We start from the raw sequence: 24,040 nt of genomic DNA, 5'->3' as shown, positions 1-24,040 counted from the left end.
ATGCCTGATTACAGTCGTGATTGTCACCCCTCGACAGCCGGTGCGCCGCCCTGAAATGCGTTGCCGTTGACGTAGTCACAAGGTGCCTCCTGCATCTGCAGGTGCAGGCCATCCCCGGTATAGGGGTGCGCGCGGGCCAGTTCTTCATTGACGTCGATCCCGAGGCCGGCAGCAGTGGGCGGGATCACGAATCCATTGTCCACCTGCAAACTGCCGTTGATCAACTGGTTGTGGAACGGGGTTTCAATGGTTTCCAGCAGCAACAAGTTGGGTATGGATGCGGCCAGATGGATATTCGCGGCCCATTCCACAGGCCCCGCGTATAGGTGAGGTGCCATCTGTGCGTTGAAGATCTCGGCCATGGCGGCGACTTTCTTCATCTCCCATATCCCACCTGCGCGTCCCAGCGCGGGTTGCAGGATTTCTGCCGCGCCAGCCCGCAGAACCGCCCCGAACTCGGCCTTTGTGGTCATCCGCTCGCCTGTTGCCACCGGAATGCGGACGTTGCGGGCAACGCGCGCCATGTCTTCGATCATGTCCGGCGGTGTGGGTTCTTCGAACCAGAGCGGCAAGTACGGCTCGAGCGCCTGACCCAGTCGGATGGCCCCCGCTGTGTTGAACTGGCCGTGGGTTCCGAACAGCAGGTCGGCCTTGTCCCCGACCGCCTCGCGTATGGCTTTACAGAACGCCACCGACATCGAGATATCGGACATCGCCGGCATATGGCCTCCGCGCATCGTGTAAGGACCAGCCGGGTCGAACTTAACCGCGGTGAAGCCGCGCCGGACCATTTCGGCCGCGCTTTCCGCCGCCTGATCGGGTGACGTCCAGAAATCGGTCAGATTGTGCCGGGGCAGGGGGTACAGATATGTATAGGCGCGAATGCGTTCATTCATCAGCCCGCCTAGCAGGGCGTAAACCGGGCGGTCCCGGTCCTTGCCCAAGATGTCCCAGCACGCGATTTCAAGCCCGGAGAACGCGCCCATGACCGTCAGGTCCGGACGCTGGGTGAAGCCGCTTGAATAGGCGCGGCGGAACATCAGCTCGATGTTCTCCGGGCTCTCGCCCAGCATGTGCCGTTCGAACACGTCCCGGATGACATGTTTCATGGCCTCCGGGCCAACCGACGAGGCGTAACATTCCCCCCAGCCGATGATCCCGGTATCGGTCGTGACCTTGACCAGTATCCAGTAACGTCCGCCCCAACCTGGGGCCGGAGGTGCCGTGACGATGATATCGAGATCCTGCAGTTTCATCAGCTGCCCTCCTGCCGGGTCGCGTTAGTTCTGGTCGAAGATAATGACGTTGCGTTTGGCCGAGCCGGTCTTCGTGTCGGCAATCGCCTCGTTGATCTGGTCCAGGGTCCAGCGCCCCGAGATCAGTTCATCCAGCTTCAGCCGCCCCTGTTCGTACAGGTCGATCATCCAGGGGATGTCGCGCTGAATGACCACATCGCCCATTTTCGATCCGACCAGGCCCTGTCCCAATGCGGCAAGGATGACGGGCTCGTAGGTGGACTGATCGCCGGAATGTGGCATGCCGATCATGACGGCTTTGCCGCCGCGCCCAAGGTAACGCGGGGCCTGATCATAGGCCGGTATCGCGCCGACGGTAATCAGAACAGCATCCGCCCCGCGCCCGCCCAAAGCCTTGTATGCAGCCTTCCAGGGTTCGGCCAGGCTGCCCAGCACGCCATGAGTCGCGCCAAACTCTTTGGCGATTTCCAGTTTCTCTTTGGTCATGTCCACAGCCACGATGCGCCGCGCCCCGGCAAGCCGTGCGCCCTGTATCGCGTTCAGGCCTACGCCCCCGGCGCCTATCACGACCACGTCCTGACCCGGGCGCAAACCGGCCGCGTTGACGGCTGCGCCAACGCCCGTGATCACGCCGCAGGACAACAGGCTGGCAACGTCCTTGGGCAGCGATTCCGGGATTTTGACGATCTGCCTGTGGCTGACGACCACCTTTTCCGCGAAAGCGCCGCAGGCCATGGCCTGTTCAAGCGGACCGTTGTCGGCTGTACGCAGCGGTCCCTTGACCGTGTCGTAAGGGGTTTCACAGATCGTGGGTTTGCCGCCGGCGCAGGACGGGCAGGACCCGCAGGCCCGGATCAGCGTGACAACGACCGGGTCGCCCACCTGGAATCCGCCTGCGTCCTTGCCCACCGCCGATATGATGCCAGCCGCCTCGTGCCCGTAAACGGCAGGCAGAAACCCGCCCCACGCGCCACTGGCGTATGTTATGTCGGAATGACAGATCGCGACGGCGTGCAGGGTCACTTCGACCTCGCCATTGCCCGGAGCCGAAATCCGGACATCTTCAATAACAAGCGGTTCCCCGAACGCATGGCATACAGCGGCTTTGATGGTTTGCATTGTTGTTAACTCTCCCTTTCGCACACGGTGGCGTTATGGCGCGCAGGCTGCAAGGCGGAATCCGTCATCGCGATGTCGTTGTTACGCCACAAGCGGGCGCGCCCGGGAAAACAACACGAAACCTGCAATCATCAGGACTAGGGCAAGAAGAAACGGCGCCCCGGGCAAATAGATAGCTGTGTCCGGTCGCACGAAATGCGCGAATACGCCGGTCATCAGCAACGGAGAGATAATCATCGACAGAGCATGGAGTGAGGTCAGAACGCCCTGCAGTTCGCCCTGTTGGGAATCCGGAGTGGCCCGCGACATCATGGCCTGCAGGGCCGGGGTGATCACGGCGCCAAAGGCCGTGATCGGGATCAGGATCAGGGCGACAGTTCCGTTGGTCAGAAACGCCAACAGCAAGAAACTGATTATCTCGAATCCCATGCCGTAGATGATGGTTGCCCGCTCGCCCAGATATCGCGTGGCCGGGCGGATCAGACCGCCCTGCACGGCCGCCATGGCCATGCCGTAGACCCCAAGCGACACCCCGATCATCTGCGGTGACCAGCCAAAGCGCTCAGTCGTGAAATACGACCAGATTGCGGGGTAGACATAGATTGACACCGAATACAGGAAATAGACCCACAACAACGGTCGAATTCCCGGCAGTCCGGCGATGGCGCGCAACGAATTTGCGGTATTGGCACGTCGCCAGCTGAATGCGCGCCGGGTCTTGTCCGTGATCGTTTCCGGCATCACGAACAGACCGACGACGAAGGTCAGCGCAGACAATCCCGCCGCCGCCCAGAACGGCGCGCGGGTTCCGTATTCACTCAGCACACCGCCCAGAACCGGCCCAAGCACGAAGCCAACGCCAAAGGCGGCCCCGATCAGTCCGAAATTGGCGGCTTTCTCGTGTGGCTTTGACACGTCCGCCATGAAAGCCGCCGCGGTTGCGTGGGTGGCGGCGGTGATGCCGCCAATGATGCGCCCGGCAAGAAGCAGCCAGATACTGCCTGCAACCGCCATGACCACGTAGTCCAACGCCATGACAAACAGCGACACCAGAAGAACCGTGCGCCGACCATAAGCATCAGAAAGATTTCCCAAAATGGGGCTGAACACAAACTGCATTGCAGCGAATGCGGTGCTGAGAATCCCGCCCCAGATCGCAGCACTGGCCAGCGTTCCTGCCTGAACCTCGAGGATCAGTTCGGGCATGATGGGCATCACCAGACCGATGCCCATGGCGTCGATCATCACGATGCTGAGAACAAACAGAAATGGCAGACGCATGAGTACCGGTTTCATTGGTTTCTGCGCGGACCCTAGCGACCGGCCGCAGGGAAGGGAACATCCCTGTACCGTGTCGTGACGTCCGGTCAGCCGGGTTCAGAGTCCATGCTCGATCTCGCTCAGCAGTTTGGCCAGCTTTTCCGGCTGCGCGAAAAACGGTGAATGCGAACTGTCGATGGTGTGACGCAGGTTCGGCGGCGCGCAGTGGCTCATCGTTTCCTGGTATTCGGTCGGTATCGTATGATCGTCGGTTGTACGGATATATGCCTTTTTGACGCCGGCGTATCTTTCGGACAGCGGCAAAGGGGTGTCCTGAGGCCGGATTGGCTGAGGGCACATTCGTGCCAGCGCATATTGGGTCGTGCCGGTCGGGCAGTCGTGATAAAACAGATCCTGCACCCGGTCTGGATGAACGGTGTAGGACAGGCCGTCGGCAGATTTGTCCACGGCGTCAACAATCAGTTGCCGGGGCGCGCGTTTTCGCATCTCGACCATCGACAAGCCGTCATGCGGCACATACGCGCAAAGATAGATCAGGCCCCGCATCGCGTTTGGCTGAGCCTCGGCGGCGGCGCTGATCGGATATCCGCCCCAGGAATGCCCGACGATGAGTGTTTCCGGTGTTGTGGCCGCCAGAACAGCGTCCCGACACCCGTCCAGCGTAACGTCGCAGATGCGGGTCGGGTCGGAACCGTGGCTGGGCAGATCGATGGCATGGGCGGAATGCCCCAGACGTTCAAGTGCGGGGATAAGATCGCGCCAGCACCATGCGCCATGACAAGACCCGTGGATCAGCAAAAAATCCGCCACAGTCGTCTCTCCTTCAGACATGTCCGACATCGGACAGGAAGCGTCGCAACAAGGCGGCGTATTGCTTGGGGTGTTCGACACAGGGCAGATGTCCCGCCTTGCGCATCAGTTCAAACCGGGAGCCGGGGATCAGGTCGACTGTTTCTCTGACCAGATCGGGCGGGGTCGAGCCGTCCTCGCTGCCGGCGATGCCCAATGTGGGCAGGCGCAATCCGCTGGTCGGCGTATAGAAATCGGTGCCCGATATGGCAGCGCAGCACCCCAGATAACCTTCGACCGGTTGGCGAACCATCATGTTGCGCCACAGCAGATGATCCGCCGATGTGCGATAAGCCTTCGAAAACCACCGTTCCATCGTTGCATCGGCCAGCGCTTCGATCCCGCCAGCTCGCACCGCGGCCATGCGATCCTGCCAGATGGCCGGGGTCGCGATTTTGGCGGCGGTGTTTGATAGAACCAGCGCGCGGATTTGATCCATCCTTTTGACGGCCAGGCCTTGGGCGATCATGCCGCCGATGGACAGGCCGACGAACACGCAATTCCGGACACCAAGATGGTCCAGAAGGGCCTCGGTATCCCTTATCAAGGCGCCCATCGAATACGGGCCGGGAGGCTGCGAAGACAATCCGTGACCACGCTTGTCGAAACGGATGATCCGCAGGCCATCCGGCAGATGCGGCAGGACGCTGTCCCAAAGGCGCAGATCGGTCCCAAGGGAATTGGCAAACACGATCGGTGCCCCGTCCGGGTTGCCGTCCGTTTGGTAATGCAGTTGCACGTCACCAAGATCGGCGATTTGCATGATTTCGGTCCCTGTCGATTCAGAGTTCGGGGTCAACTTGCACGGATTGCCGCCTGCTGTCAGGTCAGGAATTCCAACGCCTGGCCAAAAACTTGCGGATCGGCATTTCCGCCGGATGCCACTACAATGACCGCGTCGCCCTGAATCTCGTCCTTTCGGAACAAGGCTGCCGCCAATGACACGGCCCCGCCCGGTTCCAGCGCGATCTTGAGGCGCAAAAAAGCCTGCGCCATTGCCCGCAGGGCTTCTTCCTCGGATACCGCCAGCCCGGGACCGCACAAACGCTGAAGGATCGGGAAGGTGATCCGGCCGGGTTGGGGGGTCAGGATTGCATCGCACAGATTGCCCGCTGCCGCCGTGTTCTTTTCGATGCGGCCGCTTTCCAACGATCGTTTGACATCATCAAAGCCTTCCGGCTCGCACGGGCGAACCCGCAGGTCAGGCGCGTGTTTTTCCAAAGCCAAGGCAATGCCCGATGACAGGCCGCCGCCGCCGCAACACACCAGAACGTCCGCATTGGCAACCCCGGCTTCGGCTGCCTGACGAGCAATCTCAAGCCCCGTGGTGCCCTGTCCGGCGATTACTTGCGGTTCGTCGTAGGGCCGGATCAGCGTCAGCCCACGTTCCTGCGCCAGACCTTCTCCGATCTCCTCGCGACTTTCTGTTGTGCGGTCGTAGAGAACAACCTCGGCCCCCAATGCGCGGGTGTTTTCGATCTTCAGCCGTGGCGCGTCTGAGGGCATGATGATGACCGATGATATCCCGTGCCGGGACGCGGCCAGCGCAACCCCCTGCGCATGGTTGCCCGAGGAATAGGCAATGACGCCGCGCTGCCGGTCACTTTCTTCCAGCGCCGAGATTGCCGACCATGCGCCGCGAAACTTGAAACTGCCGGTATGTTGCAGGCATTCGGGTTTCACCAGCACCCGCCGACCTGCGATTTCGTCCAGAAAGGGCGAGGTCAGGATCGGTGTTTCCCGCACATGTCCATGCAGTCGGGTGGCGGCGGCTTCGATCAGATCAATGGTGCTCATGCGGCGTCCAGTACTTTGCGAATGACGGTCAGCGAAGGGGGCTCGTCCAGAAAGGGAACGTGCCCGCGATCCGGCACCTCAGCCACGATAAGCCCGGGGTGACGAGTTTGCATTTGGGTAAGTGTTTCCCTTCCCAGAATGTCCGAGTTTGCGCCACGGATGACCCCAACCGGCAAATCGCGCAAGGCCTCGAACAACGGCCACAAATCCGGCACCACACCGGCAGCGGCCTGTTCGATCAGCGCGGTCCGCAAGGCGGGGTCGTAGCGCAACGACAGATGCCCGCCCTGATCTTCGTACTGAAACTCGGCCTGCCGTCGCCAGATGCTTAGAGGGACACCGGGGAAATGAGGGTCCATAGCCTGTTTCAGTTGCCGTGCCGCCTGATCCAGTGTTCTGGAAACCGGCGGTTTGCCGACGTATTCCATGATCTTGGCAATGCCTGCAGGTCCAATAACCGGGCCGACATCGTTCAGGATAACGCCCGCCAGCCGGTGGCGATGGCTGATTGCCAGCGCCATCGCGATCAAACCGCCGCGGGACGTCCCCAGAATGACCACCCGGTCGAGGGCCAGATGATCCAGCAATTCGATTGCGTCCAGCGCCTCGCGCTGGATGTTGTAGTTCGCGTGGTTCGGGTCATGATCGGAACGACCGCGCCCGCGATAATCCATTGTGATCATGCGGTAATCGGCCATGTGGGGCGCAAGGAAAGAAAAATCCCGACCATTGCGCGTCAATCCGGCCAGACACAGGACCTGAGCGCCTGTGGCGTTGTCCTCATAATAAATGCGCTTGTTGTCCGAGGTCGTGAAAAACGCCATCAAAGACCGGCCAGCTTTGGGATCGAAGTCAGGTCGGACAGAATATGAGCAGGAGCCCACGGCAATCGGTCCTGGGGTTCGCCTGCACGGTTGACCCAGGCAGTCACGAATCCGTATCCGCTGGCGCCGGCAGCATCCCAGCCATTGGAGCTGACGAACAGGACCTGATCGCGTTCACAGCCAAAGCGTTGCTGCACAAGGTCGTAGACTTTCGCATGTGGTTTGAAGACACCAACAGTTTCGACCGACAGCACGTCGTCCAGCAGATCGCCGACGCCGGCCGACTGCACGGCACCTTCCAGCATCGGCGGAGATCCGTTGGACAGGATAGCGGTCTGTAAACCACCCGCTTTCAATGCCTTCAGCATCTCGGGCACTTCCGGATAGGCCTGCAGTTGCCAGTACAAATCCAGGAGCCTCTGTCGCAGGGCGGCATTGCCATCTAGCCCCGTGGCTTCCAATGCCCAATCAAGCCCGTCCTGCGTCACGTCCCAAAAATCGGCATGCGCGTCTGTTATCGCCCGCAACCAGGTATATTGCAGCTGTTTCAGGCGCCAGAAATTGGCCAGCTCGGGCCATTTCTGCTGAAGCGCCTCGAACTCCGGTTCACCTGCGGCCTGCCTTGCGGCGGCGGTGACATCGAACAACGTACCATAGGCATCAAAAACACAGGTGGAAACTACCATCGGACCCTCACTGCCGTTCGGCGGCAGGTTGGCACAGGAGTTTCGTGGGTTAAAGGGGCAAGGGTTTACATTATCGTGTCATACCCTAGGTTGACCGGTTCATTCCTTACCGGTCGGAGTTCAATATGACTGAAATCAAACAAGGCGACACAGTGCGCATCCATTATACCGGCTCCTTGCTGGACGGATCCGTCTTTGACAGTTCCGAGGGGCGCGATCCGCTTGAGTTCGTCGTTGGCTCGGGCCAGATCATTCCCGGCCTCGACACGGCCATGCCGGGTCTGGTGGCAGGCGACAAAAAACGGGTCGAAATCGCCTGTGTGGAAGCCTATGGGCCGATCAACCCGGCGATGCGCCAGGCCATCCCGCGCGAAGGCATCCCGGATGATATTCCGCTGGAGCCTGGTACTCAGCTGCAGATGCAGACGCCTGACGGGCAAGCCTTGCCTGTTACCGTTGTCGATGCAGATGAGGCCACTGTTACTCTTGACGGGAACCATCCCCTGGCGGGACAGGACCTGATCTTTGAGATTGAGGTGGTTTCGGTAAACTGACCGGAAAAGGCGAAAAGACCGTCAGCCTGCAATCATGCCGATAAGGCGATCCACAGCTTCACGCACCGGTGGCTGAGTCAAAAAGACAAACAGCACCAGAAGGGATGTCAGCGTCAGTAACATGACACGACCCCGATTGGTCAGGAGTCCCGACTTGCGCCGGACCTGAGGTCCGCGCGCGTTGTTTGCGATGATCTGGTCTAGCTTGCTCATAAGCCAATCCCTGCCGTCGAAAGATGGTCAAATCTAGGCGTCGGCAGGGAAAGATATGGTCACATCGCCTCGGGCTGCGGCATTCCAAGGATATGGAAACCGCCATCGACACGGATGATTTCGCCTGATGTGCAGGACCCGGCGTCCGACGCCAGATATACCGCAGTGCCGCCCACTGCCTCAAGCGTCGCGTTCGATCGCATCGGCGCGTTCTGATCGCAGAACTTGTAAGTCTTGCGGGCGCCGCCAATTGCGGCCCCGGCCAGTGTTTTCATCGGCCCGGGAGAGATTGCGTTGACGCGAATACCATCGGGGCCGAGATCATTGGCCAGGTAGCGGGTCGCCGATTCCAGTGCCGCCTTGGCCACACCCATCACGTTGTAGTTGGGAACAACCTTGTTAGACCCCTGATAGGTCAGGGTCAGCAAGGTGCCGCCTTTGTCCTTCATAAGCGGATATGCGCGGCGCGCGACCTCGATAAAGGAATAGGCCGAGACATCCAGCGAGTGTTTGAAGTTCGCGCGTGTCGTGTTCAGAAACCGGCCGGTTAGTTCGTTCTTGTCGGAATAGGCGATGGCGTGCACGACGAAATCGATGGTCGGCCATCGCTCACCCAGCTCGCCAAAAGCGCGGTCCAGTGAGGCGTCGTCGGTGACGTCCGCATCTACCATGAAATCGCTGCCGAGGCTTTGTGCCAGCGGCTCCAGACGCTTTCCGAACGCCTCACCCTGATAGGTGAACGCCAGTTCGGCACCGGCCTCATGCATCGCCTTGGCAATGCCCCACGCAATCGAGCGGTCATTTGCCACGCCCATGATCAGGCCGCGTTTGCCCTTGAGAAGATCCGACATCATAGTCACCCGTTATACCTGGACAGGATCATGGAGCCGTTGGTGCCGCCAAAGCCGAAGCTGTTGGTCATCACGCTGTCCAGGCCTGCGTTTTCAACCACCTGAGTTGCAATTTCACCGGGCAGGATGCCGTCGGAAAGTGTGTCGACATTGATCGACGGAGTAATAAAGTCATTTTGCAGCATCAAAAGGCAGAAAATCGCCTCAAGCGCGCCGGCCGCGCCTTGCGCATGGCCCGTCATCGATTTGGTCGACGAAATCGGCGGTACGCTGCCCTCACCGAAGATACGGCGAACGGCCTCAACCTCGCCCACATCGCCTACCGGGGTCGAGGTGCCGTGGGCGTTGATGTAATCGACCTTACGGCCTTCGGGCAGGGTGGACAGGGCCAGGCGCATCGCACGCTCGCCGCCTTCACCGGACGGTGCAACCATGTCATGTCCGTCGGATGTCGCGGCATAACCCGTGACCTCGGCATAGATCTTGGCGCCGCGTGCCAGTGCGTGTTCCAGGTCTTCCAGAACGACGATGCCGCCGCCGCCGGAAATCACGAAACCATCGCGGTTCTGATCGAATGCACGCGAGGCTTTTTCCGGGGTGTCGTTGTATTTGGAGGACATCGCGCCCATCGCGTCGAACAGGCAGGACAGGGTCCAATCCAGTTCCTCGCCGCCGCCTGCAAACATCACATCCTGCTTGCCCAGCATGATCTGTTCCGCCGCGTTGCCGATACAATGCAGCGACGTCGAGCAGGCCGACGTGATGGAATAGTTGATACCCTTGATCTTGAACGCTGTCGCAAGGTTCGCCGAAATTGTCGAGCACATGCATTTCGGCACTGCAAAGGGGCCGATCCGCTTTGTGGCACCGTTTTTCAGCACAGTCTGATGCGCTGTCAGCATGGCGCTGGTCGATGGTCCACCGGAGCCGGCAACAAGACCCGTGCGCGGGTTGACGACCTGGTCTTCGGTCAGGCCGGCGTCTTCGATCGCCTGGCTCATGGCGATGTGCGCGTATGCGGCACCAGGGCCCATGAAACGAAGGGTGCGCTTGTCCACATGCTCGGCCACGTCGATCTTGAGCGTTCCGGCGATCTGGCTGCGAAATCCGTGTTCGACCATCTGTTCGTTGGCTTCGATCCCGGATTTACCTGCCTTGAGCGAGGCGAGAACCTCTTCGGCATTGTTGCCGATCGAGGAAACGACCCCCAGACCGGTGACGACGACGCGACGCATATGCGTACTCCTGTATTCCGTTCCTTGTTACCAGTCCGTCAGCCGGGTTCAGCTTTCGGACAGCGCAACTTTCATGTCCTTGACCTGATAAATCACTTCGCCGTCGGCTTCGACCCGGCCATCCGCCACACCCATGGTCAGACGGCGGGTTTGTACGGCTTTGGTGAAATCCACATAATATGTCAGCATCTTGCGGTCGGGGCGCACCATTCCGGTCAGCTTGACCTCACCCACGCCCAATGCGTATCCGCGACCCTGCCAGCCGCGCCAGCCCAAATTGAAGCCGGTCAGCTGCCATAGCCCGTCCAGACCCAGACAGCCTGGCATGATCGGGTTGCCGGGGAAATGGCAGTCAAAGAACCACAGGTCAGGATTGATGTCGAATTCTGCCACCACATGGCCTTTGCCATGTGCGCCGCCATCGCCGGAAATGTCGGTGATCCGGTCCATCATCAGCATCGGTGGGGCAGGTAATTGCGCGTTCCCGGGGCCGAATAATTCGCCACGGGCGCATTTCAGCAGATCATCCTTGTCAAAACTGCTCGGGAATTGGGCCATTCTGCCGCCTCTCCTGCCAGGGGTCCGTTCGTTATATCTGGCCTCGTCTAGCACCCGTTTGCAAGGGCCTGCAAGAGTTGTGGTCCATATCATGTCGCGCTCAGCCCATTCTTTGCGAATGAATTTCATTTGAAATTGTGGGGGCGAAGCACTTATATGTAAGTCAGCCAGAATTGCGGGTATCGGAAATCATGACACCTCAAAGCCAGAACAGAGCCACGACTTGGCTTGTAGACGCCGGATTGCGCCCGACGCGCCAGCGTGTTGCTTTGGCTGAACTGCTTGTCGGCGACGGAAAACACCGTCACGTCACCGCCGAAAGCCTGTTTGATGCGGCGAAGAAAAATGGCGACGCCGTATCGCTGGCGACCGTGTACAACACGCTGCGCGCCTTTTGCGACGCCGGTGTTCTGCAGGAAATCACCGTGGACGGGTCAAAAAGCTATTTTGACACCAACACGCACGACCACCCGCACTTCTTCTGGGAAGACGAAGGCCGGCTGAGCGATGCGCCCTCGGATCAGTTGGTGATCCAGCGTCTTCCCGAAGCGCCTGAAGGGGTCGAGATCGCGTCGGTCGACGTTGTTATCCGCCTTCGCAAAACACAGTAACACCTCTCAACCGCCGAGTTCAGTCAGAGCCTGTTCCGCCTTTTGAACATTGCTGTCCGCCGGACCGATTCCGTGACGTGCCAGAACCACGGGTTCTGCCGCTTCCGGGTTGGATATCGGCTTGCTGGTCAGCGGTCGCCCGTCATAGCTGAAATGGCTGTGCGGGATGGCGTAGCTGATTGCGATTCCCTCGCCGTGGGCGGCAAGGCTGCGCTGGATTTCCAGCGAGGCCGCGCGGTGCGCGACGGTGGGCGACAACCCGTTTTGCCGGAACAGGCCCAGAACATGCTGCGCCGACAAACCCTCCTGAGACAGGATTAGGGGGTGCGATTCCAATTCCTTCAGTGAAATTGTGTCGTTGCCCGTCAGAATATGCTCGGGCGGCATCACCGCGTGGGGGATGTTGTCGAACAGGATGCGCCGCGAGAAACCGGCATCCATGCTCAGCCCATAGGTCAGAGCAATGTCAATGCGCCCATCTATCATTCCCGAAATCAGTCCCTCGAATCCGTCCACCTGATAAGTGATCGCGACGTCAGGCAGGGCATTCCGAAGAAGGTGCAAAGCCGGAGCCATCAGGAAAGGGGCCAGGTCCACGAAACACCCGATCCGCAGCGTCGCCGCGCCGGTGTTGGTCTGGTCCGACGATTCCAGCCGCGCGGCACGGTCCAGCAGCGCCTCAGCCTCGCCGATAAACCGGCGGCCCTGTGGCGTGACGGCCATCGCGGCGCCTCGCTTGCGGGCAAAAAGCGGATACCCCAATTGCGACTCGACCCGCGTCAGAGCGGTGGACAGCGCGGGTTGCGAGACATTGAGCTGCTGAGCCGCCGCAGACAGGCTGCCGTAGCGGCCGATTGCGCAGATATATTCATAATGTCGGAGCGTAACGTATAACATACCCTTAATTCTAAGTTCGAAAGATATTATTTGAACAGAATTAATTTTCATGTGCAGATCGGGCAGGGAACGCACGGAGACCGAGATGACACACCCCCTTGTTACACAGGAAATGATTGACACCTTTCAGGAAGACGGCGTGGTCCTGATCAAAGGCCTATTTGCCGATCACGTAGAGGCTCTGCGCGACGGGGTGGCCGCAAACATGGCCAAGCCTGGACCGTATGCGTCCGACAACCATAAACGGGGCGAGACCGGACTGTTTTTTGACGATTACTGCAACTGGTCGCGAATCGGACAGTTTGAAGACGTGATCCGCAACTCGCCGGCTGCCGAGGTGGCTGCAGACTTGATGCAGTCGCGCAGTGTTCAGATGTTTCATGATCACGTGCTGGTCAAGGAACCAGGCACCTCGATGGCGACCCCATGGCACCAGGATGGTCCCTATTACTTTGTTGATGGCCAGCAAACGATCAGCTTCTGGTCGCCACTTGATCCGGTCAAGCAGGCAACCTTGCGCTGCGTTGCCGGGTCGCACCGGTGGGAAAAAGAAGTCCTGCCGACACGATGGGTTTCCGAGGAAGGGTTCTTTGCGGATGAAGGCCAGTACATCCCCGTGCCCGATCCGGATGCCGAAGGCATGCGGATCGTCGAGTTCGAGATGGAGCCGGGAGATGCGGTCGCCTTCAATTACCGCACACTGCATGGAGCGCGGGGCAATCAGTCGGACAGCCGCCGCCGGGCGTTTTCGTTGCGGCTGGTCGGTGACGACGCACGCTATGTCGAGCGCCCGGGCCGGACTTCGCCCCCGTTTCCGGGGCATGACATGCAGCCGGGGCAACGTCTGCGCGAAGACTGGTTTCCGGTCTTGTTGCAGCGGTAGGGGACTCTGCCCCCATCGCCACAATGCCGCGCTTCCACTGCGGCATTTTCAAACAGACGAAAAGCTTGTCAGAACCATTGTCCCGATTCCATCAGGCCCAGATCGAGCAATTGCTGCGAGGTCCATTCAAACGGCACTGAATTCTGCCAGCGGAAGGTCGGGATATCGAATGTGGAACCGGCATTGCTTTTAAGGGCCTTGGCGGCGCGGAAGGAACAAATCGCGGCCGTCAGGTTATGATGCCAGGGGCACGAATACGTGTTGTATTCCGCCTCGTTAAAGCTGTGGTCCGGCAGAAGCGTCAGGGTCTTTTTCGCCTTGAACAAGGAAATCCTGTCAATGCGGCGGCGTTCGTAGGGGATGTGATCCTCGAACCGCCACCGCAGGCCACCTGACATGTCCAGTTGGCGTTCAAGCGGATGTCCGTCAGCATCGTGGCGGGCGTGCGCGTAGTATCCGGTTCGGTCCAGCATGGCGTGATCGGGGGCGACACCGTTGGGATATACGGTCAGGTCCTCGGCATAAAGGTCGATCACGTGGCACAGCATCGCATTGCGGCGCTCTTCGGTGTGGAACGTCAGCATTTCGCCGATGCTTCGGGTCTCGCAAAACGGAAAGAACAGGTACTCGGCGTTGTAGCAGTAGTACAGCCACAACCCCGGCGCGGCCTGGATGATCCGATTGAGGGCGTCAAAGACAACGGTTCTTGGCGCGCAGGTCTGATCCACCCGGTGAATGCGTTCGGACAGTTCCGGGTCCAGTTGAAACTCCGGCGGCATCAAAGCGATCAGGGATTTGAAGCCAAGGTTCAGATGGTGGCGGATGGTTCCGTCAAGTTCGACGTCGTCCTCGGCGATGATCAGGGCAACGGGTCCCTTGGCGAGGGCGGCGCTGCCGGACTGCAGAAATGTGTCGAGGGTCTTGTAGTGCATCGCCTGTCTTGATCCGCCGTGCTGGAATTGCCGGCCAAAATCGGTTAATCGCGTCGGCATTGCAAGCGGCGTTCTATGGGTATAGACGACGCCGATCCCGCGAATGCAAAGGCCGTTTTCATGTCAGAACCCAAGAAGCTGTACATCAAGACCTATGGTTGCCAGATGAACGTCTACGACAGCGAGCGTATGGCCGAAACTCTGGGTGGGAAGGGCTATGTCGAAACCAAAAGCCCGGACGACGCGGATATGATCCTGCTGAACACCTGCCATATCCGGGAAAAAGCCGCCGAAAAGGTCTATTCCGAATTGGGCCGGTTCAAGGGGCTGAAGGCCGAAAAACCCGATCTCAAGATTGGCGTTGCGGGCTGTGTCGCCCAGGCCGAGGGTGAAGAGATCATGCGCCGCCAGCCTCTGGTCGATCTGGTTGTGGGGCCGCAAAGCTATCACCGCCTGCCCGAGATGGAGGCGAAGACCCGCGCGGGCGAAAAGGCGTTGGACACGGATTTTCCGGAAGAGGACAAGTTCGAGAAGCTCAAGAACCGTCCAAAGGCCAGCCGTGGGCCAACTGCATTTCTGACCGTTCAGGAAGGTTGCGACAAGTTCTGTGCCTTCTGCGTTGTTCCCTACACGCGGGGGGCCGAAGTCAGCCGGCCTGCGGACCGTATCATCCGCGAGGCGCAGGATCTGGTTGACCGCGGCGTGCGCGAAATCACCCTGCTGGGACAGAACGTCAATGCCTATCACGGTGCGGGCCCGAACGGGGATGTGTCGCTTGCCGACCTGATCTGGGAGTTGAACAAGGTCGACAGGCTGGAGCGTATTCGCTTTACCACATCGCACCCCAATGACATGGCGGATGACCTGATTGAGGCGCATGGAACCTGCGAAAAGCTGATGCCGTATCTGCACCTGCCAGTGCAGTCGGGATCGGACAGGATCCTCAAGCGCATGAACCGCAGCCATACCGCCGAAAGCTATCTGCGCCTGATCGAACGTATCCGCGCTGCGCGGCCGGATATCGTCATGTCCGGCGATTTCATCGTGGGCTTTCCGGAGGAAACCGAACAGGATTTCCAGGAGACCATGGAACTGGTCGAGCAGGTCCGGTATGGATATGCCTATTCTTTCAAGTATTCGACGCGCCCCGGCACACCGGCCGCCGAGCGGCAACAGGTCGACCCGCAAGCGGCGGATGATCGTCTGCAGCGTCTGCAGGCGCTGATCACCCGCCATCAGCGCGAGATCCAGGATGACATGGTCGGCAGAAAAGTACGGGTTTTGTTTGAAAAACCAGGGCGTTTGCCGGGCCAGATGGTCGGAAAATCCGAGTATCTGCATTCGGTTCACGTTACGGGCACCGATATTATGGCGGGCGATCTGAGGGACGTGCTGATCACCGAATCCGGTGCAAACTCGCTTGCGGGCGAAGTGATCTGAGGCCGTCGTAATCCATGGCGCAGACACCATAACTGGTGTTTGTTTCCAAAATTTACCCTTGATTTATCGTTGCGAACTATGGTCGAGGAAACCCAGTCTTTCCTTGGGGCGGTTCCCACGCGCCTTTTTGGAGCGGATATGCGTTGGTCCGATGGTTCGTTCGGCGCAAAGGAGGGTACGAGTGAAAAAGCGAGCACATTCGGTTTCACCCAGGTTTTGGGCAGCATTGCCTTTGGCCCTTTTGATGGTGTTTCAAGCCGGTTCCAGCCCCGCCAGCGATCGCAACGGCGATGTTGCTGATGCTGAAGTGATCAGCGCAAAACGGTACGGCGATGATGTCAGCGCGTTCTACCTCGGGCTCAGCGCCGGATACGGGGGCGAGGGGGATGACAGGTTTGGCCTCAGAACTCCTGCTGGTACCAGGACTGTCGGCGATCTCACCCTGAGCGGTTCTTATGGCGGAATTCGGGGCGGGTGGCGCGGCAGCCTGCCTATTAGCGGTCGGCGCAACTATGTCTACGGGTTAGAGCTCGGGTACGATTTCGGATCATTGGAAGACAGTGTTTCCACTCAAGTTGGGTCCGCTGCCGTCACGGGCAGCTCCGAAATTTCCGATATCCTGTCAGTCCGGTTTCGTAATGGCGTGACAAACCGGGGCGGAAATATTCTGTATTTTGTGTCCCTCGGGTACGTGCAGGGCGATGTGACCACCTCCAACAGCTTTGGCCCCGTATCCCGCATTCAGTCCTTTGAGGAAAGCGACCAGCGCGGCGGGTTCTCGGTCAGTGTCGGGGCAGAGCACTCCCTGTCCGATAACTGGTCGATTACCGGTGAATATGAATTTGTTCAGTTCCAGTCGAAAGACGTGACGTTCGACTCGGGCTTTTCCACAAAATCCACGCCCAAGTACCAGGGGCTTCGGTTCGGTCTGAATTACCGGTTCTGAGGGCGCATTCCACCAAACGCGACCCAAGGCGCAAGGGGACGGTCGGCGGCGCTTTTGCAATGCGTGGGGGAAAATTTGAAACTCTGTCTTGCGCCCGACAAGAATTGTTGTCTACGCTGATTTTGAAACGCCAAGACAGGAGAACGGATTGGCCATCGGTGCCCTGACCCCACCGCAAAATGACATGCCCCGTAACGAGGCGCTTGTTGAATTTCCCGACAACCGACTGTTGATTGATCTATGCGGCGAATATGACCGCAATCTGGCCGATATCGAACAGAAGCTTTCTGTTCAGATCGTGCGCCGGGGAAATCAATTGGTCGTAATGGGCGATGAAGATGCGCAAAAGCAGGCCCTGGAGGTGCTACAGGCCCTGTACACCCGGTTGGAAGGCGGGCGCGAGGTCATGCCGGCCGATGTCGACCGGGAATTGCGCATGGGCAATTCCGAGGCCGAGACCGGAACGCGCGACGGCGATCAGCTTGAAATGTTCAAAGGCGGCACTGTCGAGATCAAGACGCGCAAAAAGCTGGTCGAACCGCGCACTGATGCCCAAAAAGCCTATGTCCGCTCGTTGTTCAACAACGAATTGGCCTTTGGAATCGGGCCAGCGGGAACCGGCAAGACATACCTTGCTGTTGCCGCCGGGGTGTCGATGTTCATCGGCGGGCAGGTCGACCGGATCATCCTCAGCCGACCCGCAGTCGAGGCCGGTGAAAAGCTGGGCTATCTGCCGGGCGACATGAAGGACAAGGTCGATCCTTACATGCAGCCTCTGTACGACGCACTGAATGATTTCCTGCCCGGCAAGCAACTGGCCAAGCTGATCGAGGAAAAGCGAATCGAAATCGCACCGCTGGCGTTCATGCGGGGGCGTACCTTGGCCAATGCCTTTGTAGTGCTGGACGAGGCGCAAAACGCGACCACCATGCAGATGAAGATGTTTTTGACCCGACTGGGCGAAGGCAGCCGCATGGTTATCACCGGGGACCGGTCTCAGGTGGACCTGCCGCGCGGTGTTCAGTCGGGTTTGCGAGATGCGGAACGGCTGCTCAAGTCGATTCCCAACATCAGTTTCAACTATTTCACTTCCAAGGACGTTGTCCGCCACCCGCTTGTCGCCGCCATCATCGAAGCGTATGAGGCCGACGCGGGCCGGGACACAGAGTGACCTAGGCGCCCGCTGCACAGGCATTGGGTGAAAGGCATGAACCTGGAAATAACGGTCGAAGACGCACGCTGGTCAGGGCTGGAGCATTTGGCCCAAAGGGCGATCATTGGCGCTCTGACCCATTGCGGGCTTGAGTCCGATGAGTGTGAAATCAGCCTGCTGGGATGTGATGACGCCCGAATTGCCGATCTGAATTCGGAATTTCGGGGAAAGCCGGTGCCGACAAACGTGCTGAGCTGGCCCGCCGAGGATCTTTCACCGGCGGACCCAGGCGGAATCCCCGCGCAACCAAGTCCGGACTTCACGGGTGAGATCGTGCTGGGGGATATCGCCATAGCCTTCGAGACCTGCGAGCGTGAGGCCGCAGAGGCGGGCAAATCCATGGGCGATCACGTGACACATCTGATCGTTCACGGTGTGTTGCATTTGCTGGGGTATGATCACATTCGTGACCCTGACGCCACTTTGATGGAGGCGGTCGAGGTCGAGATACTTGGCAAAATGGGTATTGATGACCCATATAATGTATGAATGGGGCCTCGGGCCCGCACAGTTGGAACAGGATAATGGGCGATACAGACGGCAGTTCTATGGCGGCGCAAAGCGCGCAACCAGAGGATGGCAACATTGAAAGTAAAGATAAATCCGGACTTTTTTCCCGGATCGTGGATGCATTTACATCGCAGAGTGACGACACCGCTAGCGTGGCCAACGGACATGACACCGACATGATTCAGCCCCGCGGCATGATCAACCTTCGCCGTATGCGGGTCGAGGATGTTGCAATCCCGTCGGCGGATATCGTCGCGGTCCCGTCAACGATCAGCAAGGATGAACTGGCGCAGCTGTTTCGTGACAGCGGCTTGTCACGGATACCGGTTTACGACGGGACCCTGGATACGCCCTTGGGGTTTGTGCACCTCAAGGATTTTGCTCTGACCCACGGGTTCAACGGCGGGTCGGCTGAATTTGACCTTGTGTCGATGCTGCGCACGCTTCTTTTTGTGCCGCCATCGATGCCGATCGGGGTTCTGCTGACAAAGATGCAGACGGAGCGCCGCCATATGGCGCTGGTGATCGACGAATACGGTGGGGTTGATGGCCTGCTGACCATCGAAGACTTGATCGAACAGGTTGTGGGTGAGATCGCCGACGAACATGATGCCGATGAAAGTCAGTTGTGGGTTCAGGAGAAGCCCGGCTGCTATGTCGTTCAGGCGAAGGTCCCGCTTGAGGATTTCGAGGCCGAAATCGGACGTTCGCTGACCAGCCACGAAGATGTCGATGAAGAAGAGATCGATACGCTGGGCGGTCTGGTCTTCATGTTGTCCGGGCGCGTCCCGACGAGGGGAGAGGTCGTACTGCACCCCGAAGGCCCCGAGTTCGAAGTCATCGACGCCGATCCCCGGCGCATCAAGCGTTTGCGTGTCATGTTGCCGGATCAGGTTGCATGAACCCTGCCAAAGGCTGGCCCTTCCTGTTGAGGGTGGCGCTGGCCGGGTTGCTTGGGGCGCTGGCCGCGTTTGGCCTGGCGCCGTTCGGATATTGGCTGGCAACTCTGGTTGCCCTGATATTGATCGCGCCTTTGTTTCTGACAACAGAAACAAAGGCGCGCGCCTGTTGGATGGGATGGGCCTTTGGCACCGGCTATTTCGCGCACGCGCTGTCCTGGATTGTCGAGCCGTTTCAGGTTGACGCCGCGCGCCACGCCTGGATGGCGCCCTTTGCGCTGGTATTCCTGGCCGGCGGGCTGGCGTTGTTCTGGGCTTTGGCGTTTCGTGTCTCGCGGCACCCCGGCGCTCCGGCGATTTTGCAGGCGTGTTTGCTGGCGACCGCAATTTCATTGGTGGAACTGGCACGCGGATATGTGCTCACAGGTTTTCCCTGGGCAGGGCTGGCGCAGATATGGGTCGGTACACCTGTGGCGCAACTGCTGTCGCTGATCGGGCCTTACGGCTTGGGCGCGATGACTCTTTTTGCCACCCTGCCTTTGGGCGCGGGCCTGACCAAGCGCGAAGACACTCGGTACCAGGCAGTGCCAATCGCGATGACGGCTGGGCTTGCGATTCTGGCCGGGGTATATGCGCTCAGCAGGCCCAATGTGACTGACACCGATCACGTCGTGCGTTTGGTGCAGCCCAATGCACCGCAACACCAGAAATGGGATCCGGATTTCACGCCGCTGTTTTTTGCGCGGCAGGTAGAATTTACTGCCGCTGAACCGCGCCCCGATCTGATTGTCTGGCCCGAAACATCCGTACCGGCGTGGCTGAGCGGGGCGCAACCTTATCTGAACGCCGTCGCAGATGCCGCCCAGGGTGTCCCGGTTGTTCTGGGTATCCAGCGCAGTGATGGCGCCCGTATCTACAATTCCATGATCTTGCTGGATCAGGATGGCCAGCAGCAGGGGCTGTATGACAAGCATCACCTTGCGCCATTCGGGGAATATGTGCCTTTCGGGAATCTGATGGCTCGTTTCGGAATTCACGGCATGGCCACGACTACGGGCAACGGTTTCAGTTCCGGACCCGGGCCAGCCCTGTTGGATACGGGCATGCTCGGCCGGGCGTTGCCGCTTATCTGTTACGAGGCGGTGTTTACTCAGGACGTCCTGTCGGCCCCGGGGCGCGCGGATTACCTGCTGCAAATCACCAACGACGCGTGGTTCGGAACACGATCCGGCCCTTACCAGCATCTGGCGCAGGCCCAGATGCGCGCGATTGAGACGGGCCTGCCGATGATGCGATCGGCCAACACCGGAGTATCGGCCATGATTGATCCGCTGGGGCGCATCACAAGTGCATTGCCCCTGGGGAAGGCAGGCTACGTGGATGCACGGCTACCGGCCCCCCTGACGGAAACTTTTTATTCGCGCATTGGGGATAGTCCGGTGCTTTTGGCTTTATTGGCCATGTTTTCGGTGTCCTGGCTGCTTGCCAGGCGGGCCGGATCATAAATGCGGATTGACCCTTCTGGCCGGGCGATTTATGCATCCTGATGCCTGTCACAACGGCTTCCTGGCGTGATGGGGAAATCTTAATGGAGCACTTTCATGTCCCGACAAAACTATACCTTTACTTCGGAGTCTGTTTCCGAAGGGCACCCGGACAAGGTCTGCGACCGCATCTCCGATGCTGTGCTTGATGCATTTCTGAACGAAGAACCCGAAGCGCGTGTCGCCTGCGAGACATTCGCGACGACCAATCGAGTTGTAATCGGAGGCGAGGTCGGTCTTTCAGATCAGGACCGTTTGCACGAATATATGGGCCGTATCGACGAGATCGCGCGCGCCTGCGTAAAGGATATCGGGTACGAGCAGGACAAGTTTCACCACGAAACGGTCGAAGTCACCAACCTGCTGCACGAACAATCCGCGCATATCGCGCAAGGCGTGGATGCGTCGGGCAACAAGGATGAAGGCGCCGGTGATCAGGGGATCATGTTCGGTTATGCCACCACGGAAACGCCTGCGCTGATGCCTGCACCGATCCAGTACTCGCACGCGATCCTGCGTCGTCTTGCGGAGGTTCGCAAAAATGGCACCGAGCCTGCGCTTGGGCCGGATGCAAAATCACAACTGTCGGTGATTTATCGCGACGGCCAGCCGGTCGGCGTCAGTTCCATCGTATTGTCGACACAGCACCTGGACGAGGCGCTGTCTTCGAACGACATCCGCGCCATTGTCGAACCTTACATCCGGGAAACCCTGCCCGAAGGCTGGTTGTCGGCTGACACAGAATGGCACGTTAACCCCACGGGTAAATTCGTCATTGGCGGACCGGACGGTGATGCGGGGCTGACGGGTCGCAAGATTATTGTGGACACCTATGGCGGCGCTGCGCCGCATGGGGGCGGGGCGTTTTCGGGCAAGGATCCGACCAAGGTCGACCGCTCGGCAGCCTATGCCGCGCGCTATCTGGCCAAAAACGTCGTTGCCGCCGGAATGGCCGAGCGCTGCACAATCCAGTTGAGCTATGCGATCGGTGTTTCAAAACCCCTGTCTATCTATGCCGATACTCACGGCACTGGCGAGATCGAGGATGCAGCGATAGAAAATGCCGTCGGGCAGGTCATGGACCTGACGCCACGCGGTATCCGGACGCATCTGGAACTGAACAAACCGATCTACCAACGCACCGCAGCCTACGGCCATTTCGGGCGCGAGCCGGAGGCGGATGGCGGTTTCAGTTGGGAGCGCACCGACTTGGTGGATGCGCTGAAAGCCGCGGTCTGACCGGAAATTAACGGGGGACGCGCCCATCAGGGCGCGTTCTTTTTTGTTTGAAGACACCTCGGGGGTGTAGGGTCTGGCCTTCGCCCTCTGACCCTTGCAATGCCCGGGCGCGGGCAGTATGGGCACCGCCATGAGCACCGAGACCCCGCAACGCCCGCGCAGAAACTTCTATGGCCGCTTCAAGGGCAAGACCCTGAAGCCCAGCCAAAAGACCTATCTGAATGAAGACCTCGCAGCATTGTCACCTGGTGCGGTTGACTGGGACACCAACCCCGAACGGAACCCTCTGGACTTGCAGGCGCTGTTTGGCGGCCGGGACGTCTGGCTTGAAGTCGGGTTTGGCGGCGGTGAACACCTGGTTCATCAGGCCCAAAACAACCCCGGTGTCGGCATCATCGGGGCCGAGCCCTACATTAACGGCGTTGCTATGCTGCTGGGGAAAATTCGCCGGGCCGAGGTTGAGAATCTCGCCATCCATCCCGGCGATGCGCGTGATTTGTTCGACGTGCTGCCCGAGGCAAGCATCTCGCGCGCCTTTCTGCTTTACCCGGACCCGTGGCCGAAAACCCGGCACCACCGCCGCCGCTTCGTCACGCCTGAACATCTGGAACCCTTGGCGCGCACCCTCAAGCCGGGGTCGATTTTTCGCGTGGCGACCGACATTCCGGACTTTGTGCGGCAGACACTCGAGGAAGTTCCGCGCGCCGGTTTCGAATGGTTGGCGGAACGCCCGCAGGACTGGCGTACGCCATGGGACGACTGGATTTCCACCCGGTATGAACAAAAAGCCCTGCGGGAGGGGCGTACACCGCATTACCTGACGTTCCGCAAAACCTGAGCGCTAAGGCGCGGGGTCCCGCAGGTTGGGAAAGGCCCTGCCTTTGGCAAACCACGCCAGCCCGAACGCCCAAAGCGCGATGGTTTCCACAAAGAAGGTCAGATTGTGGGACTTCCACCCTCTCTGGGCGCCTTCGCCGGAAAACGCGATAATTCCCAGCACCAGAACACACAGCAGGATCGTGATGCCGCACAACGTATACAACGTGTTGCGCCGTCTTTTTGTCTCGATCAATTGACCGTTTTTGATGTGACGCTCGGGAACCACGCGGCGCAGAACAAACAGACAATAAAGGCCCAGATAGATAAACAAGATACCGGCAGACCAGGCATGCAAATGCGGGGCACCGGAAAACAGCGTGAAAAATGCTTCGGGATCGGGGTCAGACAAGACCGGTGGCGGTGTTTGGTTCACATCGGCAAAAATACGCGACTGGAAGCTGACCGGTTCTTCGCAGCCAGACCCGCTTGTCGGGAATACCGCAACAAAGCAGGCACCTAATCCGGCAATAAAGGACCCAAGATCCTCAAGCCAGTGGTCACCGGTATAAGCGATCAGAAAACCACCGATGAATATCAGTAATCCGACAAAAATCGCCCCCAGAAACTGGGCGTAATAAAAGTGGCTGATGCTGTCACGAAAACAGCTGCCGCCAAATATTGCGCCACTGGCAAGAATTATTGGCAGGCCGAAGGCGACCAACCCGACCAGAAAGGCCAGGCGCATCTGCAGAACACTGTCAGTCTTCAAGGGGTCTTCGGGCTGAAAGTAGGTTTCGGTTCCCTTGGAAAGCATGGATCGAAGCTGTGACATGATTAGACCTCGGAGTGATTTGTGTGAATCAAAACGAATGCGTCCTAAATGT

At 59.3% G+C, this 24,040-nt stretch carries 26 protein-coding genes and 1 riboswitch; of the genes, 11 read left to right on the top strand and 15 right to left on the bottom strand.

Features of this window, described 5'->3' with window-relative positions; genetic code table 11:
* Positions 1-23: 23 nt before the first annotated feature.
* The 8 genes from ACR0MI_RS06690 to ACR0MI_RS06655 all read right to left on the bottom strand — a co-directional run bounded on the left by ACR0MI_RS06690 (position 24) and on the right by ACR0MI_RS06655 (position 7,812).
* Complete coding sequence (locus ACR0MI_RS06690; protein WP_170613485.1) at positions 24-1,256, bottom strand: mandelate racemase/muconate lactonizing enzyme family protein; 1,233 nt, start codon at positions 1,254-1,256, stop codon at positions 24-26.
* 24 nt (positions 1,257-1,280) lie between these two features.
* A complete protein-coding gene (locus ACR0MI_RS06685) occupies positions 1,281-2,375 on the bottom strand; it encodes a Zn-dependent alcohol dehydrogenase (protein WP_170613483.1) in 1,095 nt (364 codons plus the stop codon).
* An 81-nt stretch (positions 2,376-2,456) separates the two neighbouring features.
* The gene (locus ACR0MI_RS06680) at positions 2,457-3,656 is read right to left on the bottom strand and encodes a TCR/Tet family MFS transporter (protein ID WP_170613790.1); all 1,200 of its coding nucleotides are present in this window, start codon (positions 3,654-3,656) and stop codon (positions 2,457-2,459) included.
* A gap of 96 nt (positions 3,657-3,752) precedes the next feature.
* On the bottom strand, positions 3,753-4,466 hold the full coding sequence (locus tag ACR0MI_RS06675) for an alpha/beta fold hydrolase (RefSeq protein WP_170613481.1): 714 nt from the start codon (positions 4,464-4,466) through the stop codon (positions 3,753-3,755).
* Between the two features lie 13 nt (positions 4,467-4,479).
* A complete protein-coding gene (gene pcaD, locus ACR0MI_RS06670; protein WP_170613479.1) occupies positions 4,480-5,268 on the bottom strand; it encodes a 3-oxoadipate enol-lactonase in 789 nt (262 codons plus the stop codon).
* 59 nt (positions 5,269-5,327) lie between these two features.
* Positions 5,328-6,302 carry a threonine/serine dehydratase family protein gene (locus ACR0MI_RS06665; protein ID WP_170619441.1) on the bottom strand — a complete coding sequence of 325 codons (975 nt, stop codon included), beginning with the start codon at positions 6,300-6,302 and terminating at the stop codon, positions 5,328-5,330.
* Positions 6,299-7,126, bottom strand: a complete 828-nt coding sequence (locus tag ACR0MI_RS06660) for an alpha/beta fold hydrolase (protein WP_170613475.1) — start codon at positions 7,124-7,126, stop codon at positions 6,299-6,301. Before ACR0MI_RS06660 ends, ACR0MI_RS06665 begins: the two co-directional genes overlap by 4 nt.
* Entirely contained in the window at positions 7,126-7,812 is a 687-nt protein-coding gene (locus ACR0MI_RS06655; protein WP_170613473.1) for a haloacid dehalogenase type II, read from the bottom strand. Before ACR0MI_RS06655 ends, ACR0MI_RS06660 begins: the two co-directional genes overlap by 1 nt.
* Positions 7,813-7,937: 125 nt before the next feature.
* Between ACR0MI_RS06655 and ACR0MI_RS06650 the strand changes: the two genes are divergently transcribed.
* Positions 7,938-8,366 (top strand): FKBP-type peptidyl-prolyl cis-trans isomerase, encoded by a 429-nt coding sequence (locus ACR0MI_RS06650; protein WP_170613471.1) that lies wholly within the window; start codon positions 7,938-7,940, stop codon positions 8,364-8,366.
* Positions 8,367-8,387: 21 nt separating this feature from the next.
* On the opposite strand, the gene ACR0MI_RS06645 is transcribed toward ACR0MI_RS06650, so the two are convergent.
* From ACR0MI_RS06645 to fabA, 4 genes are read right to left on the bottom strand one after another with little or no spacing between them, the layout of a single operon-like run.
* The gene (locus ACR0MI_RS06645) at positions 8,388-8,579 is read right to left on the bottom strand and encodes a hypothetical protein (RefSeq protein ID WP_170613469.1); all 192 of its coding nucleotides are present in this window, start codon (positions 8,577-8,579) and stop codon (positions 8,388-8,390) included.
* A gap of 59 nt (positions 8,580-8,638) precedes the next feature.
* Positions 8,639-9,430 (bottom strand): enoyl-ACP reductase FabI, encoded by a 792-nt coding sequence (locus ACR0MI_RS06640; protein WP_170816777.1) that lies wholly within the window; start codon positions 9,428-9,430, stop codon positions 8,639-8,641.
* Positions 9,431-9,435: 5 nt separating this feature from the next.
* Positions 9,436-10,665, bottom strand: a complete 1,230-nt coding sequence (gene fabB / locus ACR0MI_RS06635; RefSeq protein WP_170613465.1) for a beta-ketoacyl-ACP synthase I — start codon at positions 10,663-10,665, stop codon at positions 9,436-9,438.
* 48 nt (positions 10,666-10,713) lie between these two features.
* On the bottom strand, positions 10,714-11,223 hold the full coding sequence (fabA, locus tag ACR0MI_RS06630) for a bifunctional 3-hydroxydecanoyl-ACP dehydratase/trans-2-decenoyl-ACP isomerase (RefSeq protein ID WP_170613463.1): 510 nt from the start codon (positions 11,221-11,223) through the stop codon (positions 10,714-10,716).
* A gap of 191 nt (positions 11,224-11,414) precedes the next feature.
* Here fabA and irrA point away from each other — a divergent pair, with 191 nt between their 5' ends.
* Complete coding sequence (irrA, locus tag ACR0MI_RS06625) at positions 11,415-11,834, top strand: iron response transcriptional regulator IrrA (RefSeq protein ID WP_170619440.1); 420 nt, start codon at positions 11,415-11,417, stop codon at positions 11,832-11,834.
* Between the two features lie 6 nt (positions 11,835-11,840).
* Here the strand turns inward: irrA and ACR0MI_RS06620 are convergent, their stop codons facing one another.
* Positions 11,841-12,731 (bottom strand): LysR family transcriptional regulator, encoded by an 891-nt coding sequence (locus ACR0MI_RS06620; RefSeq protein WP_170613459.1) that lies wholly within the window; start codon positions 12,729-12,731, stop codon positions 11,841-11,843.
* Positions 12,732-12,816: 85 nt separating this feature from the next.
* Here ACR0MI_RS06620 and ACR0MI_RS06615 point away from each other — a divergent pair, with 85 nt between their 5' ends.
* Positions 12,817-13,614 carry a phytanoyl-CoA dioxygenase family protein gene (locus ACR0MI_RS06615; RefSeq protein ID WP_170613457.1) on the top strand — a complete coding sequence of 266 codons (798 nt, stop codon included), beginning with the start codon at positions 12,817-12,819 and terminating at the stop codon, positions 13,612-13,614.
* A gap of 68 nt (positions 13,615-13,682) precedes the next feature.
* Here ACR0MI_RS06615 and ACR0MI_RS06610 read toward each other — a convergent pair whose 3' ends face one another.
* Entirely contained in the window at positions 13,683-14,546 is an 864-nt protein-coding gene (locus ACR0MI_RS06610) for a glycosyltransferase family protein (protein ID WP_170613455.1), read from the bottom strand.
* A 120-nt stretch (positions 14,547-14,666) separates the two neighbouring features.
* On the opposite strand from ACR0MI_RS06610, the gene miaB reads away from it, so the two are divergent.
* The 8 genes from miaB (at position 14,667) to trmB (ending at position 23,175) form a co-directional block, all read left to right on the top strand.
* Positions 14,667-15,986, top strand: coding sequence for a tRNA (N6-isopentenyl adenosine(37)-C2)-methylthiotransferase MiaB (miaB, locus tag ACR0MI_RS06605; RefSeq protein ID WP_480854022.1), 1,320 nt, complete (start codon positions 14,667-14,669; stop codon positions 15,984-15,986).
* Between the two features lie 181 nt (positions 15,987-16,167).
* A complete protein-coding gene (locus tag ACR0MI_RS06600; protein WP_480440696.1) occupies positions 16,168-16,932 on the top strand; it encodes an outer membrane protein in 765 nt (254 codons plus the stop codon).
* Positions 16,933-17,080: 148 nt separating this feature from the next.
* Positions 17,081-18,103, top strand: coding sequence for a PhoH family protein (locus ACR0MI_RS06595; protein ID WP_170619426.1), 1,023 nt, complete (start codon positions 17,081-17,083; stop codon positions 18,101-18,103).
* Positions 18,104-18,139: 36 nt separating this feature from the next.
* Positions 18,140-18,634: an rRNA maturation RNase YbeY gene (gene ybeY, locus ACR0MI_RS06590; RefSeq protein WP_170613451.1), complete on the top strand. Its 495-nt coding sequence runs from the start codon at positions 18,140-18,142 to the stop codon at positions 18,632-18,634.
* A gap of 35 nt (positions 18,635-18,669) precedes the next feature.
* The gene (locus ACR0MI_RS06585; protein ID WP_170613450.1) at positions 18,670-19,557 is read left to right on the top strand and encodes a hemolysin family protein; all 888 of its coding nucleotides are present in this window, start codon (positions 18,670-18,672) and stop codon (positions 19,555-19,557) included.
* On the top strand, positions 19,554-21,059 hold the full coding sequence (gene lnt / locus ACR0MI_RS06580) for an apolipoprotein N-acyltransferase (RefSeq protein WP_170613447.1): 1,506 nt from the start codon (positions 19,554-19,556) through the stop codon (positions 21,057-21,059). Before ACR0MI_RS06585 ends, lnt begins: the two co-directional genes overlap by 4 nt.
* Before the next feature lie 42 nt (positions 21,060-21,101).
* Positions 21,102-21,150, top strand: a riboswitch (SAM-SAH riboswitch).
* Between the two features lie 5 nt (positions 21,151-21,155).
* On the top strand, positions 21,156-22,337 hold the full coding sequence (gene metK / locus ACR0MI_RS06575; RefSeq protein WP_170613445.1) for a methionine adenosyltransferase: 1,182 nt from the start codon (positions 21,156-21,158) through the stop codon (positions 22,335-22,337).
* 130 nt (positions 22,338-22,467) lie between these two features.
* Positions 22,468-23,175, top strand: a complete 708-nt coding sequence (gene trmB, locus ACR0MI_RS06570) for a tRNA (guanine(46)-N(7))-methyltransferase TrmB (protein ID WP_170613443.1) — start codon at positions 22,468-22,470, stop codon at positions 23,173-23,175.
* A gap of 3 nt (positions 23,176-23,178) precedes the next feature.
* Here trmB and ACR0MI_RS06565 read toward each other — a convergent pair whose 3' ends face one another.
* Positions 23,179-23,988 (bottom strand): hypothetical protein, encoded by an 810-nt coding sequence (locus tag ACR0MI_RS06565; RefSeq protein ID WP_170613441.1) that lies wholly within the window; start codon positions 23,986-23,988, stop codon positions 23,179-23,181.
* Between the last annotated feature and the right edge of the window lie 52 nt (positions 23,989-24,040).

It is taken from the genome of Ruegeria sp. D4, assembly GCF_056534475.1.
The sequence above is the reverse complement of the archived record's forward strand: the minus strand, read 5'-3'. Positions and strand labels throughout refer to the sequence as shown.